Source organism: Streptomyces sp. NPDC054770 (assembly GCF_053611985.1).
On record NZ_JBSHBL010000005.1, the window covers coordinates 70,581 to 86,861 of the forward strand.

A 16,281-nucleotide genomic window follows, 5' to 3' on the forward strand; every position below is an offset into this window, starting at 1 on the left:
ATGTCCGGCTACCGCCGCGCGGGCACGAGGGCGTCGCGGCTCGCAGAAGCGCCCCGAAAGGGGCGCGGGGAACTGCGCGACCAGCCACAACGGCGCCGCAGCCGAACGACGACACACCGCGGCACATCCGGCCGAGCGGTCAACCGGGCGTCCAGCCGGGCGCCCCTTGCCGATTGCCGGCCCGGCAGCCCTGCCGTACCTCGGCGGGCAGGATTTCCGGCCTCCCAGCGGGCGGCCTGCCGCTCCGCGAGAGCAAGAGCGGTCCGGCGGCCGGGGGCTGACGGGGCGTTCGGTCGGCTACGAGTGGCCGAGTTCCGCGGAGGTCTCGTCCTCCGTCGCCGGTACCGAACCGGAGTCGGAGGCGGGGCGGAGGGGGAAGGGGTCGACTCGCGTCTCGTCGATGACCGGCGGGGGCGGCTGGGGGGTCTTCGGCATGACCGCGGCCTCCGAGTGGCCGCCGCAGCCGTAGGAGAGGGAGACGACCCGGCCGTCGGCCGGGGAGAACTCGTTGGCGCAGACGCCGAAGGCCTGGCCGAGGGAGCCGCCGATGGGGGTGAGGAAGCCGCAGCTCACGCACGTCGCGGGGGCCGCCTGGGCCATGGGGGTCTTGGCGCCGAACGCGTCCTCCCAGCGGTCGGCGGCGATGTGCAGGCCGTAGCGGGACAGGACCCGGGCGCGGCGCATGCCGAGTTCCTCGGCGATCGAGGCGATCGTGCCGCGGGTGGGGACCGTCGGCAGGTGCGCGGGGGTGCCCGCGGTGACCTCGGCGTCCTCCGCCTCCGCGAGCTCCTCCATCTCCTCCGAGATCGGGGAGTTCGGTTCCGGTTCGTCCTCGCCGGTGTAGCCGGGCTCCAGGCGGAGGTCCTCGGCCTCGGTGGGCAGCAGGTCGCCGGGGCCCATGTCGCCGGGGCGCAGCCGCTCGCTCCACGGCACCCACTCGGGGGCGAGGAGGGCGTCGGGGCCGGGGAGCAGGACCACCTCGTCCAGGGTGACGATCTTGGCGCGGGAGGCGCGGGCCACCGTCACCGCCCAGCGCCAGCCGCGGTATCCCAGTTCCTTGCACTCGAAGAAGTGCGTGACCACGCGATCGCCCTCGGCGACGGCTCCGGCGTGCTCGCCGACCACCCCGGGCGCGGCGGCCTCCTCGGCGGCGGCACGGGCGAGGTCGACCGCCTCGGCGCACAGACGGTCGGGGGTGCGGCTTCGCGTTGTCGCTGCGCTCACAGGTATCGCTTCTCTCCTACGCCGTCTCACGAGTGCGGTTGCCTCCGGCGGTGGGGCGGACGGAGCGGACCTGTGGGCCGCATCGACGTCCGCGTCCGATCGCGCTCGGGCGCACCTATGCCATCCATTCTGCGCTATGGCTGAGATAGGCACGCTACCCCGTCGCCGGTGGTGGGGGACAGTCCGGCGTGCCTGCGCGGGCGGGGAGAGCCGGCGGGGGTGGGGCGGCGGTGGGTTTCGGGGCGGTGGCGGGGGGTGTCCGAGGGCGAGAGATTGCCTTTTTTTGGGGGTGGTGGCGGGTTGTGGGGTGGGTGCGGGTGGGTGGGGGCTGGTCGCGCAGTTCCCCGCGCCCCTTTCGGGGCGCTTCGCCCGCCGTATCTCCCCAGCCGTCCCTCTTCAGCCGCGGGCAGTCGTGCCGCAGGGCGGCACGGGTGGGCGCGGGCGGTACCCGGCCGGCGCCGGTGAGCGAAACCCCCCTCGGCGGCCCTGCGACTCGCTTGGTCACAAAGTGCACTAGGAACTGCACTCTCAGGGCACTATGAAGCACGTGGCAACCGCGAGGTCACCCCAGCGCGCCGTCGGGGTCGGTAGCGGTGCGGGCCGGATGCGCGGTGCCGTCCGCTCGGTCGGCCGTGCCCTGCACCTCCCGGTGACCGGCACCGCCCGCGGCATCCGCAAGGCCACCCACGCGCACGGCGCCGGCGAGTCCGGGCTGGGGAAACTGATCGAGCTGCATGCGGTCAACGGCGCGGGGGACGTGATGGTCACCGTCGCGCTCGCCTCGACCGTGTTCTTCTCCGTGCCCACCGACGAGGCCCGCGGCCGCGTCGCGCTCTACCTCGCCATCACGATGGCGCCCTTCACCGTCCTCGCCCCGGTCATCGGCCCCCTGCTCGACCGGCTGCCGCACGGGCGGCGCGCCGCGATGGCCGGCGCCATGCTCGCCCGGGCGCTGCTCGCACTGATCATCTCGGGCGCGGTGGCCAGCGGCAGCCTGGAGCTGTACCCGGCCGCGCTCGGCGTGCTGGTCGCCTCGAAGGCGTACGGGGTGGTGCGCAGCGCCGTCGTGCCCCGACTGCTGCCGCCCCGGTTCTCGCTGGTGAAGGCCAACTCCCGGGTCACCCTGGCGGGGCTGCTCGCCACCGGCGTCGCCGCCCCGATCGGGGCGGGACTGCATGCCGTCGGCGACCCGTGGCCGCTCTACGGCGCCTTCGTGATCTTCGTTGCCGGGACGTTTCTCTCCTTCTCGCTGCCGCCCAAGGTCGACTCGGCCAAGGGTGAGGACGTGGCGCTGCTCGCCGCCGACGAGGAGCATCTGCACGGCCCGCTGCGGAAAGGGGCGAAGCGGCCGGGGCTGCGGACGGTCGGGCCCGCCGTCACCCACGCCCTCGGCGCCAACGCCGCGCTGCGCTGCCTCTCCGGCTTCCTGATCTTCTTCCTGGCGTTCCTGCTCCGTGAGCACCCGCTGACCGGCGAGAGCGCCGCCGTGTCGCTGGGGATAGTGGGCGTCGCGGCGGGGGCGGGCAACGCGCTCGGTACGGCGGTGGGGTCATGGCTGCGGTCCCGGGCGCCGGAGATCATCATCGTGGCGGCGGTGGCCCTGGTGCTGGGCACGGCGATCGTCGCGGCGCTGTTCTTCGGCGCCTTCCTGGTGGCGGTGCTGGCGGCGATGGCCGGTTTCGGGCAGGCGCTGGCCAAGCTGTCCCTGGACGCGCTGATCCAGCGGGACGTGCCGGAGCTGGTGCGCACCTCGGCGTTCGCGCGCTCGGAGACGCTGCTCCAGGTGGCCTGGGTGTTCGGGGGCGCGGTGGGCATCGTGATGCCGCTGAACGGCACCCTGGGGCTGGTGGTGGCCGCCGCGATCGTGGCGGCCGGCTGGCTGGCCACGCTGCGCGGTCTGCTCAGCTCCGCCCGGCACGGCACCCACCCCCGACCGCGAGTGGCGTAACGAACCGGGCACGCCGTACCCCACATGGGGAGACGGCCGGGAGCGCCCGATAGCCTTCGGCCATGACCACGCTGCACTCCCGCTCGCGACGCCGCCGCGTCGTCGCCGCCGCCGGCGCCGTTTCCGCCGGACTGCTCGTCCTGTCTGCCTGTGACAAGCCGACCCCGATCGCCACGGTCACCGTCGGCACGAACTCGGTCAACTCCGAGGCCGCCTGTTACAACGACGGCAAGGCCCTGGACACGGCCTCCCTCACGAAGTGCCTGAAGGACACCGGGATCAAGTCCATCAAGGTGGACCCGGACGACACGGTCCGCTTCGGTGTCGACCCGAAGATCGCGGACAACGGCTGGACGATCCTGATGAACGGTCAGGCGCTCACCGACTCCAGCACCAAGACCTACCGCACCATCCCGGGCAGCGTGTTCTTCAACGCCCAGTACGGCGCCTCCGGCAACTCGACCCTCGTCTCCATCAAGGAGGGCGACAAGTCGGTGCTGGGCCTGTGGTCCTTCAAGCTCAAGAAGGACGCCTGACGGCCATCGGAGCGACCACGTCCGCGGCACGCGTCCTCGTGGCCACCGCGGTCCCGGCCGAACGGGACGCGGTGGCCGGGGCGTTCACGAGCCCCCGAGAGGTACGGCTGCCGGCCGCGACGCTGCTGCGCACCGCCGAGGGGTACGACCTCCTCGCCGCCGGGGTCGGACCGGCCCCGGCGGCCGCCGGCACCGCGAGCGCCCTCACCGCCGCCGCCCTCGAAGGCCGCCCCTACACGCTGGTCGTCTCCGCCGGGATCGCCGGCGGTTTCCAGCCGATGGCACCCGTCGGCTCGCTGGTCGTGGCCGACGAGATCACCGTGGCCGACCTGGGCGCCGAGACCGCCGACGGATTCCTGCCGGTCACCGAACTGGGCTTCGGAATCGTCAGCCACCGTCCACCAAATTCACTCGTACGAGTGACAGCCCAGGCCATCGGGGCTCAGCCCGGAGCGGTGCTCACCGTCTCCACGGTGACCGGAACCGCCACCCGCGCGGCCGAACTGCTGGCCCGGCACCCGCACGCCCTCGCCGAGGCCATGGAGGGCTTCGGCGTCGCCGAGGCGGCCGCCGCACACGGCGTGCCCGTGCTGGAGATCCGCGCGGTCTCCAACCCCGTCGGCCCCCGCGACCGTGCCGCCTGGCGCATCGGCGACGCCCTGGCCGCCCTGACCGGGGCCTTCGGGAAGCTCGCGCCCGTCCTGGAGAGTTGGAACCCACATGACCACCGCTGACCCGTTGCGCATCGCGTACTCGCCCTGCCCGAACGACACCTTCGTCTTCGACGCCCTCGCCCACGGCCGGATCCCGAGCGCGCCCGCGCTCGACGTGACCTTCGCCGACATCGACATCACCAACGGCATGGCCGAGCGCGGCGAGTCGGACGCGCTGAAGGTGTCGTACGCCGTGCTGCCGTACGTCCTCGACGAGTACGCCCTGCTGCCCTGCGGGGGCGCGCTGGGGCGGGGCTGCGGGCCGCTGGTGCTGACCCGGGAGGCCGGGGCGGACCTCACCGGCCGTACGGTCGCCGTACCGAGCGAGAAGTCGACGGCGTACCTGCTGTTCCGCCTCTGGGCCGCGGACACCCTTCCCGGTGGGGTGGGCGAGATCGTGGTCATGCCGTTCCACGAGATCATGCCGGCCGTACGGGACGGGAAGGTGGACGCGGGGCTGGTGATCCACGAGGCGCGCTTCACGTACCAGAACTACGGCCTGCACAAGCTCGCCGACATGGGTGAGCACTGGGAGGACACGACGGGCCTGCCGATCCCTCTCGGCGCGATCATCGCGAAGCGCTCACTGGGAGCCGATGCGCTCACGCGCCTCGCCGACTCGATCCGTAGCTCCGTCCACGCGGCCTGGGACGATCCCGAGATCTCCCGGCCGTATGTCATGGCCCACGCCCAGGAGATGGACCCGGCCGTCGCCGACCAGCACATCGGGCTCTACGTCAACGAGTTCACCTCGGAACTCGGCGAGGACGGTTACGCGGCGGTCCGCGGACTGCTCACCCGCGCGGCGGCCGAGGGACTCGTCCCGCCCCTCGGCCCGCACGCACTCGATTTCCCGTAAAAACGCTTAAGACAGTCGCCCGTCGCTTACACGTCCAGCTGGTCCGCGACCGCGCGCAGCAGCCCGGCGATCTTCGCGCCGGCGGCCTTGTCCGGGTAACGGCCGCGCTCCAGCATCGGCGTGATGTTTTCGAGCAGGGTCGTCAGGTCCTGCACGATCGAGGCCAGCTCGTCCGGCTTCTTGCGCTGGGCGGCGGCGACCGACGGGGTGGGGTCGAGCAGGACCACGGACAGTGCCTGGTCACCGCGTTGACCGGCGACGACGCCGAACTCCACGCGCTGGCCCGGCTTGAGTGCGTCGACCCCGTCGGGGAGAACCGAGGAATGGACGAAGACGTCACCGCCGTCGTCGCGGGAGAGAAAGCCGAAGCCCTTCTCGCTGTTGAACCACTTGACCTTGCCGGTAGGCACGTCTGTCCTCGTCCTCGTATCTCGTCGGAAACTGCTCGGGAAACTTCTGAATGCAACAGCTCTGGAACGGGCCTTGATAGCACTCGGGCGGGTCGACCATGACCCGCCGGTACCAAGGCTAATGGTCTTCGGGCGGGTGACAAGACGTCGCCCGGTTGTTCCTTCGGGCAGGGAACTACCCTGGTCGAGTGCGTGACAAAACCCAAGCGAATTCCGCCGGGCCCGGCGACCGACTGGTCCGTGCCGGTGCCGTGGTCTTCTTCATCGGCGCGGTGGCCACACTCGTCACCGTGATACCGCTGTTCCTCGGTGCGAAGCCTTTTCCGACGTACATGTACCTGCTGAGCATGCTCATGGGCGTCGGCTTCCTGGTCGCCGGCGCCGGAGTGCTCCAGTCGGTCGCGGCCGGACGCCGTCAGGCGCGGGAGGCGTCCTCCCGGTAGCCGCCCTCGCGGTAGCCGGCCAGCCAGGCGGGCAGCTCGGTGAGGTCGCCGAGCACCACGTCGGCGCCGGCCGCGCGCAGCTCATCGGCGGCGCAAGGCCCGGTGGCCACCGCCACCGACAGGGCTCCCGCCTTGCGTGCCCCGCGTACGTCTCCGACGTGGTCGCCGACGTACGCGACCGCGCCGTGCTCGCGCAGCGCGACCGCCTTCTGCTCGGCCCACAGGTCGCCGACGACGGCGTCCGGGACTATGCCGAGGTGGCTGAGGTGCAGTTTCGCGTTGGGCTCGTACTTCGCGGTGACGACCACGCTCTTCCCGCCGGCGTCCCGCACGGCGGCGATCGCCTCCCGTGCGCCCGGCATGGCCGGAGTCGCCGCGATGGCGATCTCCGGGTACATGCCCCGGTACAGATCACTCATCTCCGCGATCCGCTCGGCCGGAAACCAGTGCACCAGCTCCTCGGCGAGCGGCGGCCCCAGCCGGGTGACCGCCAGATCGGCGTCGATGTACGTCCCGGTCCGCTCGGCGAGCGCCAGGTAGGTGGCGCGGATGCCGGGGCGGGAGTCGATGAGCGTCATGTCGAGATCGAAGCCGACGGTGAGGGGGCTGCGAGAAGTCATATGCGCCATTGTGCCGGGTGCGAGGGGGCTGGGGCCGGGGGGTGGGGACGCTTACCGGCGCTGGCAGGGTGCCGCCGCGCCCACCCGTGCCGCCCTGCGGCACGCCTGCCCGCAGCTATGTCCATGTGAGACACGGCTGGGCAGCGCGCCCCGAAGGGGCGCGGGACTGAATCTGATGTGCGGCTACCGCCGCGCGGGCGCGACCAGCACGACCGCTCTTCGAACACCCGAACCACAGCCAACCAGGGGCGCGGGGAACTGCGCGACCAGCCCCCACCGGCCCGCAGCCGACGACGCACCGGTCCGCCCTCTACCGCGCCCTCTGTGACCGCCACACCAGGAAGACCGCCGAGGCCAGCGCAGCGCCCCGTAGCACCCACGGCCACGTCTCCCCCACCGCGTCGCTCATGTGCCCCTGGGCGATCGGGGCGCCCCAGCGCCCGGCGCTGCGCCCCCACAGCCACACCAGTCCGGCCGCGACGGACAGCCCCGGTACCCACATCACCGCCAGCTTCGTCTCCGTCGGGGTGAGGCGCCGGGAGCCGTAGGCGATGAGCCAGCCGAGGAGGAGTGCGACCAGGTTGCCGAGCACCGCGCCCACGACGAGCGCGGCGGCGGCGAGCAGCAGAAGGGGGTTGCTCCAGCCGACGGCAGGGCGGGGGACGACGCGGATCAGGCGTCGGCGTCGTCCCGGCGGCGCGGCCTCCTCCACCACGGGGGCCGCCACCGGCTCCACCGCCTCCACCGGCTCGTCCTCCGGCTCCGCCTTCCGGAGCCGCGGCCTGCTGAGCATCTCGGGGATCTCCACCCCGCCGACGAACCCCGGCACGCCGTCCCCGTCGCCGAACGGGCTGCTGTCCACCCGCCACCAGTCGGGCGGCGGCGCCGAGTCGCCCGGCTCGGCGGGCCGCGGCCGTGGAACGACGCGGCGCAGGTCCTCGGCCGGCGCCGCGGGCCCCGCGTCCCGCTGGACCGGGACCCCGGCCGACGGCGGTCGCGGCGGGCCGGCGGCCGGTGTCGTACCGCCCGCCGCCTCGACGACCTCGTCGGGCGTGCCCAGCCGGTCCAGGATGCGCCGTACCGCGGCGGGGCTGTCGACGGTCGCCTTCGCCCGTTGCCGGTCGATGTCGTTGCGCAGCCCGGAGACCAGCCGCATCCGCTCGGCCGACGACAACTGGCGCTGGTGCGCGATGTCCCCGACGCGGCTCAGATACTCGTAGACGACCTGATCGCTCTCGATACCCACGAAGTCCCCTCCGGGGCCGGTGCGTTGCCTTGGATTACCCCGTCGCAACGACGGTAGCGCAGGCCACGGCTCATGTCGGCCGGCACACCAGCGGGTAGCGGGTCTCCGAACAGGGGCGGTTGCCGTACTCGCGCAGGATGTCCTTGCCGCCCTGGTCGGTGAGGTAGCGCAGGAAGGCGGCGGCGATGGAGCCGGCGGGCGGTTCGCCGTACGTGTAGGCGTACTCGGTCTGCCAGTACGGGTACGTGCCCTGCTCGACGCCTTCGAGGGTGGGCGGCATGCCGCCCACGTCCAGCTTGACGAGGTTGCCGGCCGGGACGCTGCTGACCTCGCTGTAGCCGAGGCCGCCGGGGTCGGCGCTCACGGCGTCCAGCAGGCTGTCGGTGGTGTTGACCTCGCAGACGCCGTACTTGTCCGTGCTCAGCGCCGCGCAGTCGTTGACGTCGGCCTCCGGTACCGCCTTGCCCGCGAGGACCCGCTGTTCGAGGGCGTTGCGGGTGCCGGAGCCGCGGTGGCGGTTGACGAGGTGGACGGGGATGTCGTGGCCGCCGACCTGGGACCAGTTCTTGACCTCGCCGGTGTAGATGTCGCGGATCTGCCGGAGGGAGAGGTTGTGGACGTCGGCGGCGTCGTTCACGACGAGGGTGAACAGGGAGTAGACGACCGGCCGGGGCAGCAGCTGGGCGTGGTTGCCCTCGGCCGGGCCGTCGGTGAACGTGATGTGGTCGCCGAGTCCCGCGTCGCCCTTGATCCCGGCGGCCCTGCCGGCCTGCTGGAGCGTGGTGAGGCCGTCGGTGCTGCTCTGGAAGGTGCCGTCGTCGATGGGGATGTCCGCCCCCTTGGCCTCGCACAGCTTCGTGTACTGCTTGGCCGCCGCCGTCACCGCGGGCGCGAACGCGGTCGAGCCGGACAGGTGCAGGGTGCCGCCGACGCAGTCCAGCGGGGCGGGCTTGGCGGGGAAGAACAGGGTGAGGCTCGCCTGCACGAGGACCGCCGCCGCCAGGAGGGCCAGACCGCCCACCGCGGGTCTGGAGGCGAAGGTGTGGCTCTCGGTGCGGGCCAGCTTGAGGCGGGCCAGCCAGCGGACCCAGGCGAAGGAGTGGTCCATGCCCCCGGTCACCGCGGCCTGGAACTCCGGCGGCGGGAAGGGCGCGTGCTCGCTGCCGCCGCGCCGCTCCAGCACCGCCAGGATCTTGTAGTGGGCGCCGGGGTTCAGCGTCACCTTGGGCAGCCGGATGACACCGACGCCGTCCTCCCAGTCCTTGCCGAAGCCGTCGGTCTCCTGGGTCCGGCCGTCGCGGGTGGTGACGAAGAAGTGCCGGAGGGTGGGCTGGCTGAGTTCGGTCACGGCCATGCCGACGACCCGGCGGTCCCGGAACAGCACCCGGATGCCGGTCTTGTCGTCGGGCGGGGTCAGGTAGTCGCCGGAGACGATCTCCCGCCAGCCGGCGTTCTCGATCCGCACCAGCACGAACGACGGCTCCAGCAGCTCGTGGCCGTCGTCCCGCATCCGCGCCAGCACGTCGGCACTCGGCGCGTGCGCGGTGTCCGTGGCCAGGGTGTCCATCTGGAGGCGGTAGCCGAGCCGCTTGCGGCGGATGACGACGAACTCCCAGAAGAACGCCAGCACCGGGATCACGACACTGAAGATCGCGACGACGTTGTTGAAATTGAGCTCGACGCCGAGCGTTCTCACGACCGCATCCCCCGAATCGCCTTGCTGCGCCGCGCTGTTGCCGTCGCCGGCGTCGCGCGGTTGCCAGGGAGCCCAGGGTGACGAGCAGGTGCCGGGTGGTGCCATGGCTGCGGCGATCCTCCCGACGAAGTTCATTCGGAGGACACCTGCGAAACGTTCCGTTCGCCCGCCGGCCGCCCTTTCCACAGAAACGGTGGTGGTACAGGTGATCCCGGTGCCCGCCCCGCACCCGCTACCGTGGGTCGGATGAGCAACCCGGCCACCCCGCCGCGTTCCCTCGCGGAGGCGCTTCGCGCCAGGGACGACGCCTCCCTGGCCGTACTGCTGCGTGCCCGCCCCGACCTCATCACCCCCGTCCCCACCGACCTCACCCAGCTGGCCACCCGGGCCGGCACCCGGGCCTCGGTGCTGCGTGCCCTGGAACGCCTGGACCGGTTCGCCCTGCAGACCGCGGAGGCGCTGGCGGTGGCCGGCGACCCGGCGTCGTACCAGGAGCTGCTGGGCCTGATGGCCGGGGACGACGAGGACCCGGTCGTCACCGGCGAGCTGCCGCGTGCCGTCGCCGCGCTCCGCGACCAGGCGCTGGTGTGGGGCGACGACGACCGGCTGCGGCTGGTGCGGACCGCGCGGGAGGTGCTCGCGCCGTCCCCGCAGCACCCCTCGCCGACCGGTCTCGGCCCGACCGTGCGGGAGGCCACCTCGGGGATGTCGCCGGGCCGGATCCAGGAGATCGTGGCCGCCGCCGGGCTGCCCTCCACGCACGACCCGGTGTCCGCGGTGGACGCGCTCACCAAGCTGTTCGGAAACCGCAGGAAGATGGCGAAGCTGCTCGCCGCCGCGCCCGCCGAGTCCCGCGAGGTCCTCTCCCGGCTGGTCTGGGGACCGCCGTACGGCCAGGTCACGCCGGAACCGGCCGCCCACCTGCGCTGGCTCCTCGACCGCGGCCTGCTGCTGCCGACCGCGCCCGGCACGGTGGTCCTCCCCCGCGAGGTCGCCCTGCACCTGCGCGAGGGCCGGGCGCACCGCGAACCGGAGCCCGTGCCTCCGGCCGTCGAGCCGGCCGCGGCCCACCGTCCACAGGTTGTGGACGCGACCGCGGCCGGGCAGGCGTACACCGCCCTCGCGACCGTCGAGGAACTGCTCAAGGACTGGGACGAGGGCGGTCCCGCGGTGCTGCGGGCCGGCGGCCTGAGCGTCCGGGACCTCAAGCGGACGGCCGTCGCCCTGGACCTGCCCGAGCCGGTCGCCGCCTTCTGGGTGGAGCTGGCGTACGCCGCCGGGCTGCTCGCCTCCGACGGCGAGGCCGACGAGCGGTACGCGGCCACCCCCGCCTACGACGAGTGGCTGGACCGCCCGCCGGCCGAGCGCTGGGCCCTGCTGGCGGAGGCCTGGCTGACCGCGACCCGCACCTCCGGCCTGATCGGCGGCCGGGACGCCAAGGACCGCGCCCTGTCGGCGCTCGGCCCCGGACTCGACCGCTCCGCCGCGCCCGAGGTACGGCACCGGGTGCTGACCCTGCTCGCCGCGCTCCCGGAGGGCACCGCCCCGGCCGCCGACTCGGTGCTGGCCCGGCTGCGCTGGGAACGCCCGCTGCGCGGTCCGCAGCAGCGCGACGACGACCTGCGCGGCCGGCTGGCCCGCTGGACCCTGTCGGAGTCCGAGCTGCTGGGCGTGACGGGACGCGGGGCGCTGTCGGCACCCGGCCGCGCGCTCCTCGGCGCACCGGCCGCGACCGCCTCGGTCGGCTCCGCATCCGCCTCCGCGTCCGCGTCCGCCTCCGTGGAGCCGGCCGGCCCCGGCGACAAGCTCCCCGTGCACCACCACCATCCCGCCGCGTCCACCCTCCTCGCCCCCGCTCCCCTCTCGCCGCCCGAACAGGCCGTCGCCGCCGCGACCGCCGGCCGGCTGCTCGCCCCGCTCCTCCCCGAGCCCCTCGACCACGTGCTGCTCCAGGCCGACCTGACCGCGGTCGCGCCGGGCCCGCTGCGCCGGCCGCTCGCCGACGCGCTGGGCGTCCTCGCCGACGTGGAGTCGAAGGGCGGCGCCACCGTCTACCGCTTCACGCCCGCCTCGGTCCGCCGCGCCCTGGACGCCGGCCGGACCGCCTCCGACCTGCACGCCTTCCTCGCCGAGCACTCCCGCACACCGATCCCGCAGCCGCTCGCGTACCTGATCGACGACGTGGCCCGCAGGCACGGCCACCTACGGGTGGGCGCGGCCTCGGCGTACGTCCGCTGCGACGACGACACCGTCCTGAACGAGATCATGGCCGACAAGCGGGCATCGGGCCTGCGCCTGCGCCGCCTGGCCCCGACGGTGCTCGCCACCCAGGCCGACCCGGCCGCCCTCCTGGAGGGCCTGCGCGCGATGGGTTACGCGCCCGCCGCCGAGTCCGCCGAGGGCGACGTCCTGATCACCCGCGCCCACGCCCACCGCAGCCCGCCGCGCACCGCCCCCGAGCCGGTCCCGGACGGCCCGCCGCCACCGGACTCCACCCTCCTCGCGGCGGCGATCCGCGCGATCCGCGCCGGCGACCTCGCCGCCACCACCCCGCGCAAGTCCACCGGCGCCGCCGTCAAGGGCGGCGAACTCCCCCGCACCACCCCCGCCGAGACCCTCGCCACCATGCAGGCCGCCGTCCTCACCGGCGACACCGTCTGGATCGGCTACGTCAACGCCGAGGGCACCGCCACCCAGCGCGTCATCGCCCCCATCCGCGTCGAGGGCGGCTTCGTCACGGCCTACGACCACACGGCCGACGAGGTACGCACCTACCCCCTGCACCGGGTGACGGGCGTGGCAGAACTCGCGGAGGAGTGAAACGCCCCGCTGGAGAGGCCGCGATGTGCCGTCGTTCGGCTGCGGCTCCGTCGTGGCTGGTCGCGCAGTTCCTCCCCCAGCCTTCGGCTGGGGGTACCCCCAGCGCCCCTTTCGGGGCGCCTCAGTTCGGGACGCTTCACAGTTCGGCGGCCCGGCTAACAGTCCCGTACCGGCGCCCCGGCCGGGAGGCCGAAGTGGGTGCGGGCCGCGGTCTCCAGGCCGGTGGACGCCATCGGCCGGTCGAGGCGGGACGCGGCGTGACGGCTGAAGTGACTCTGCTCCCACTCCCCGTAACCCTCGCCGTCCGGCGGCTCCTGCGCGGAGAGAACCCGGAAGCCGCCGTTCTCCGGATCCCGCGCCAGCCGGACCACCTGCGGTGTCTGTTCGCCGCTGCACTGCACCAGGGTGCCGCCGCGGGCGCCGTACTCCAGGCACAGCGTGTCGACGCCGGCCCGCACCCGGCCCCCGCTCTCCTCCAGCTCCAGGGCCTCCGCCCGGCAGAACCACCGCGACCTGAGCGCGGGCTCGTCGGTCTCCGCGTACCCGGACCCGGTCGCCTGCGCCACCAGCTGCGTCTCGATCACGGGACGCACCCGGTCCCACAGACCGGCGTCGACCGCGCTGGACCCGCGCGCCCACACCCCGGCCGCCACCAGCACCACCACGGCCCCCGCGCCGGGTCCCCAGATGCGTACGGACGTCACCCCAACCTCCCCACCGGACCACGCGTATCCGCGGCCCCCTGGGACATGACACCCGAAACAGACCCAAGGTTGCACCGAACGATCAGGCATCCGCGAAGGCCGGGCAGAGACGGTGCACGTTCCGTCCAGGGACGAAGGTGATCGTTCGCGCATGAGGCACACTGGAACTTTGGCCCGTGACGATGGCCGCCATGGCGATGGCCGCACGAGCCGAAGGGAAAGGGTGCCGCGCGTGAATGGTCCGTTGATCGTCCAGTCCGACAAGACCCTGCTCCTGGAAGTCGACCACGAGCGGGCCGACGACTGCCGTCGGGCGATCGCGCCCTTCGCCGAACTGGAGCGGGCACCGGAGCACATCCACACCTACCGGGTGACCCCGCTGGGGCTGTGGAACGCGCGGGCGGCCGGGCACGACGCCGAGCAGGTCGTGGACGCGCTGGTGGAGTACAGCCGGTATCCGGTGCCGCACGCGCTGCTGGTCGACATCGCCGAGACGATGGACCGGTACGGGCGGCTGACGCTCAGCAAGCACCCGGCGCACGGGCTGGTGCTCACCACCACCGACCGGCCGGTCCTGGAGGAGATCCTGCGCTCCAAGCGGATCGCTCCGCTGGTCGGCGCCCGCATCGACCCCGACACCGTCGCCGTGCACCCCTCCGAGCGCGGGCAGATCAAGCAGACCCTGCTGAAGCTGGGCTGGCCCGCCGAGGACCTCGCCGGGTACGTGGACGGCGAGGCCCACCCGATCGAGCTCGCCGAGGACGGCTGGGCGCTGCGGCCGTACCAGAAGCAGGCGGTGGAGAACTTCTGGCACGGTGGGAGCGGCGTCGTCGTCCTGCCCTGCGGAGCCGGGAAGACCCTGGTCGGGGCCGGGTCGATGGCGCAGGCCAAGTCGACGACCCTGATCCTCGTCACCAACACCGTCTCCGCGCGCCAGTGGAAGCACGAGCTGGTGAAGCGGACGAGTCTCACGGAGGAGGAGATCGGGGAGTACAGCGGGACGCGCAAGGAGATCCGGCCCGTCACGATCGCCACGTACCAGGTCCTCACGACCAGGCGGAAGGGCGTCTACCCGCACCTCGAACTCTTCGACTCCCGCGACTGGGGGCTGATCGTCTACGACGAGGTCCATCTGCTGCCGGCTCCTGTCTTCAAGTTCACCGCCGACCTTCAGGCGCGCCGGCGGCTGGGGCTGACGGCCACCCTCGTACGCGAGGACGGCCGGGAATCGGACGTGTTCTCCCTCATCGGGCCCAAGCGGTTCGACGCTCCGTGGAAGGAGATCGAGGCGCAGGGCTACATCGCGCCCGCCGACTGTGTCGAGGTGCGGGTGAACCTGACGGACTCCGAGCGGCTGGCGTACGCCACCGCCGAGACCGAGGAGAAGTACCGCTTCTGTGCGACCACCGCGACCAAGCGGAAGGTCACGGAGGCGATCGTGAAGCGCTTCGCGGGGCAGCAGATCCTCGTCATCGGCCAGTACATCGACCAGCTGGACGAGCTGGGCGAGCACCTGAACGCCCCCGTCATCAAGGGCGAGACCTCCAACGCCCAGCGCGAGAAACTCTTCGACGCCTTCCGCGAGGGCGAGATCAGCGTGCTGGTCGTCTCGAAGGTCGCGAACTTCTCCATCGACCTGCCGGAGGCGACGGTCGCCGTCCAGGTGTCGGGCACCTTCGGGTCGAGGCAGGAGGAGGCCCAGCGGCTGGGACGCGTGCTGCGCCCCAAGGCGGACGGCCACCAGGCCCACTTCTACTCCGTCGTCGCCCGCGACACCATCGACCAGGACTTCGCCGCCCACCGGCAGCGGTTCCTGGCGGAGCAGGGCTACGCCTACCGCATCATGGACGCCGACGAGCTCCTGGCAGAGGGCTGACGACTGCCCGGCAGCGCGGCGCCGGGCCCGGCGCCGCGCCTTCGCAGGGCGACCGCGGCGGCCCCCGCCAGCAGCGCCAGCCCCAGCAGCGGGTACGGCGATGCGAGCGGCTGCTGCCACCAGGGCAGGTGCAGGTCCAGGTCGCCCTGGTGGGGGAGCAGCCACATCGTGCGGGCCGTGAAGACCAGTGCCGCGGTGGCCGCGAGCAGCGTCCGGCCCTCGGCCAGCAGGACCGCCAGCAGCGGGACGCACCACACCCAGTGGTGGGACCAGCTGATCGGGCAGACCAGCAGGGCCGTGAACGCGGTGAGCAGGATGCCCCAGCGGTCGCGGTGCGGGGCGCGGGTGCGGGCGCGGGTCGCCAGCCACAGGCCGGCCGCCGCGAGTGCGGCCGCCGGGAGGCTCCAGACCAGGCCCGGTGTCCCGGTGCCTGCCACCCGTGCGATCAGGCCCTGGAGCGACTGGTTGTCGATGATCCAGACCTTGCCGACCCGGCCGGTCTCGAACACGCGCCGCGTCCAGAAGTCCACGGTGGCCGAGGGGAGAAGAAGGGCGCCGAGCAGGACCGTACCCGCGAAGGACGCCGCCGCAGTGGCTGCCTCCTTTCTGCGTGCGGTGAGGAACAGGTAGGCGATGAAGACCGCCGGGGTGAGTTTGACGCCCGCGGCGATGCCCAGGGCCAGGCCCTTGGCGCGGGCGCCGGGCGGGCGGGTCAGGTCCCACAGGACCAGGCAGGCGATCGCCAGGTTGACCTGGCCGAAGAGCAGCGTCTGGAAGACCGGCTCCAGCCAGAGGGCGAGCCCGGTGGCCGCGCACAGCAGCGGGAGGGGTGCCGTGCGGCCGGCGAGGCGGGCGGAGAGGGCGACGAGACGTGCGAGCAGGAGCGCGTTGCCCGCGAGGAACGCTGCCTTCAGGGCCGGGACGGGGATCCAGGTCGTCGGGACGAACAGGACCGCCGCGAAGGGCGGGTACGTCGCCGGCAGCCGCCATTCGGTGACCGTGAAGCCGTACAGATCACGGCCGTGGACCACGGCTTCGCCCTCGGCCCGGTAGACCAGCAGATCGGCCATCGGGGCGTGCAGCAGGACGCAGAGGGCGGCGAAGGAGCAGAGAGAGACCGTCAGTAGGGAGAGGGACAGGAGGAGGGGGAGGCGAGTGCGGGCAGGAGGGAAGGCGGGCGGGGCAG

Annotated in this window: 14 protein-coding genes; 7 read left to right on the forward strand and 7 right to left on the reverse strand. The window is 73.1% G+C overall.

From position 1 onward, the window contains the following. Positions 1-297: 297 nt before the first annotated feature. Complete coding sequence (locus ACWGKQ_RS06925; protein ID WP_453290823.1) at positions 298-1,224, reverse strand: DUF3027 domain-containing protein; 927 nt, start codon at positions 1,222-1,224, stop codon at positions 298-300. A gap of 604 nt (positions 1,225-1,828) precedes the next feature. On the opposite strand from ACWGKQ_RS06925, the gene ACWGKQ_RS06930 reads away from it, so the two are divergent. From ACWGKQ_RS06930 to ACWGKQ_RS06945, 4 genes are all read left to right on the forward strand, one after another. Next, the gene (locus ACWGKQ_RS06930) at positions 1,829-3,172 is read left to right on the forward strand and encodes an MFS transporter (RefSeq protein ID WP_453290999.1); all 1,344 of its coding nucleotides are present in this window, start codon (positions 1,829-1,831) and stop codon (positions 3,170-3,172) included. 62 nt (positions 3,173-3,234) lie between these two features. Next, positions 3,235-3,708 (forward strand): DUF2771 domain-containing protein, encoded by a 474-nt coding sequence (locus ACWGKQ_RS06935; RefSeq protein WP_453290824.1) that lies wholly within the window; start codon positions 3,235-3,237, stop codon positions 3,706-3,708. Positions 3,709-3,746: 38 nt separating this feature from the next. Next, the gene (locus tag ACWGKQ_RS06940) at positions 3,747-4,442 is read left to right on the forward strand and encodes a futalosine hydrolase (RefSeq protein ID WP_453290825.1); all 696 of its coding nucleotides are present in this window, start codon (positions 3,747-3,749) and stop codon (positions 4,440-4,442) included. Then, positions 4,429-5,280: a 1,4-dihydroxy-6-naphthoate synthase gene (locus ACWGKQ_RS06945; protein ID WP_453290826.1), complete on the forward strand. Its 852-nt coding sequence runs from the start codon at positions 4,429-4,431 to the stop codon at positions 5,278-5,280. The genes ACWGKQ_RS06940 and ACWGKQ_RS06945 overlap by 14 nt, the downstream gene beginning before the upstream one ends. A 26-nt stretch (positions 5,281-5,306) precedes the next feature. On the opposite strand, the gene ACWGKQ_RS06950 is transcribed toward ACWGKQ_RS06945, so the two are convergent. Beyond that, positions 5,307-5,690 (reverse strand): cold-shock protein, encoded by a 384-nt coding sequence (locus ACWGKQ_RS06950; protein WP_093501504.1) that lies wholly within the window; start codon positions 5,688-5,690, stop codon positions 5,307-5,309. A 188-nt stretch (positions 5,691-5,878) separates the two neighbouring features. Here ACWGKQ_RS06950 and ACWGKQ_RS06955 point away from each other — a divergent pair, with 188 nt between their 5' ends. Beyond that, positions 5,879-6,133 (forward strand): hypothetical protein, encoded by a 255-nt coding sequence (locus ACWGKQ_RS06955; protein WP_453290827.1) that lies wholly within the window; start codon positions 5,879-5,881, stop codon positions 6,131-6,133. On the opposite strand, the gene ACWGKQ_RS06960 is transcribed toward ACWGKQ_RS06955, so the two are convergent. The 3 genes from ACWGKQ_RS06960 to ACWGKQ_RS06970 form a co-directional block, all read right to left on the reverse strand. Further along, positions 6,106-6,753 carry an HAD family hydrolase gene (locus tag ACWGKQ_RS06960; RefSeq protein ID WP_453290828.1) on the reverse strand — a complete coding sequence of 216 codons (648 nt, stop codon included), beginning with the start codon at positions 6,751-6,753 and terminating at the stop codon, positions 6,106-6,108. The two genes, ACWGKQ_RS06955 and ACWGKQ_RS06960, sit on opposite strands and share 28 nt — an antisense overlap. 310 nt (positions 6,754-7,063) lie before the next feature. Continuing rightward, complete coding sequence (locus ACWGKQ_RS06965; RefSeq protein WP_453290829.1) at positions 7,064-7,999, reverse strand: hypothetical protein; 936 nt, start codon at positions 7,997-7,999, stop codon at positions 7,064-7,066. 70 nt (positions 8,000-8,069) lie between these two features. After that, positions 8,070-9,695, reverse strand: a complete 1,626-nt coding sequence (locus ACWGKQ_RS06970; protein ID WP_453290830.1) for a PstS family phosphate ABC transporter substrate-binding protein — start codon at positions 9,693-9,695, stop codon at positions 8,070-8,072. Between the two features lie 246 nt (positions 9,696-9,941). Here ACWGKQ_RS06970 and ACWGKQ_RS06975 point away from each other — a divergent pair, with 246 nt between their 5' ends. Next, entirely contained in the window at positions 9,942-12,515 is a 2,574-nt protein-coding gene (locus ACWGKQ_RS06975) for a helicase-associated domain-containing protein (RefSeq protein ID WP_453290831.1), read from the forward strand. A 155-nt stretch (positions 12,516-12,670) separates the two neighbouring features. On the opposite strand, the gene ACWGKQ_RS06980 is transcribed toward ACWGKQ_RS06975, so the two are convergent. Then, entirely contained in the window at positions 12,671-13,219 is a 549-nt protein-coding gene (locus tag ACWGKQ_RS06980) for a hypothetical protein (RefSeq protein WP_453290832.1), read from the reverse strand. A gap of 232 nt (positions 13,220-13,451) precedes the next feature. On the opposite strand from ACWGKQ_RS06980, the gene ACWGKQ_RS06985 reads away from it, so the two are divergent. After that, complete coding sequence (locus tag ACWGKQ_RS06985; RefSeq protein ID WP_453290833.1) at positions 13,452-15,095, forward strand: DNA repair helicase XPB; 1,644 nt, start codon at positions 13,452-13,454, stop codon at positions 15,093-15,095. Here the strand turns inward: ACWGKQ_RS06985 and ACWGKQ_RS06990 are convergent. After that, a complete protein-coding gene (locus ACWGKQ_RS06990) occupies positions 15,053-16,165 on the reverse strand; it encodes a glycosyltransferase 87 family protein (RefSeq protein ID WP_453291000.1) in 1,113 nt (370 codons plus the stop codon). The genes ACWGKQ_RS06985 and ACWGKQ_RS06990 overlap by 43 nt on opposite strands. Positions 16,166-16,281 lie beyond the last annotated feature (116 nt).

What these genes read in the sequence shown, in the direction of transcription:
- ACWGKQ_RS06975 (WP_453290831.1), top strand. Translation starts at nt 9,942, where the DNA reads ATGAGCAACCCGGCCACCCCGCCGCGTTCCCTCGCGGAGGCGCTTCGC.
- ACWGKQ_RS06930 (WP_453290999.1), top strand. Translation starts at nt 1,829, where the DNA reads ATGCGCGGTGCCGTCCGCTCGGTCGGCCGTGCCCTGCACCTCCCGGTG.
- ACWGKQ_RS06945 (WP_453290826.1), top strand. Translation starts at nt 4,429, where the DNA reads ATGACCACCGCTGACCCGTTGCGCATCGCGTACTCGCCCTGCCCGAAC.
- ACWGKQ_RS06960 (WP_453290828.1), bottom strand. Translation starts at nt 6,753, where the DNA reads ATGACTTCTCGCAGCCCCCTCACCGTCGGCTTCGATCTCGACATGACG.
- ACWGKQ_RS06990 (WP_453291000.1), bottom strand. Translation starts at nt 16,165, where the DNA reads ATGGCCGATCTGCTGGTCTACCGGGCCGAGGGCGAAGCCGTGGTCCAC.
- ACWGKQ_RS06935 (WP_453290824.1), top strand. Translation starts at nt 3,235, where the DNA reads ATGACCACGCTGCACTCCCGCTCGCGACGCCGCCGCGTCGTCGCCGCC.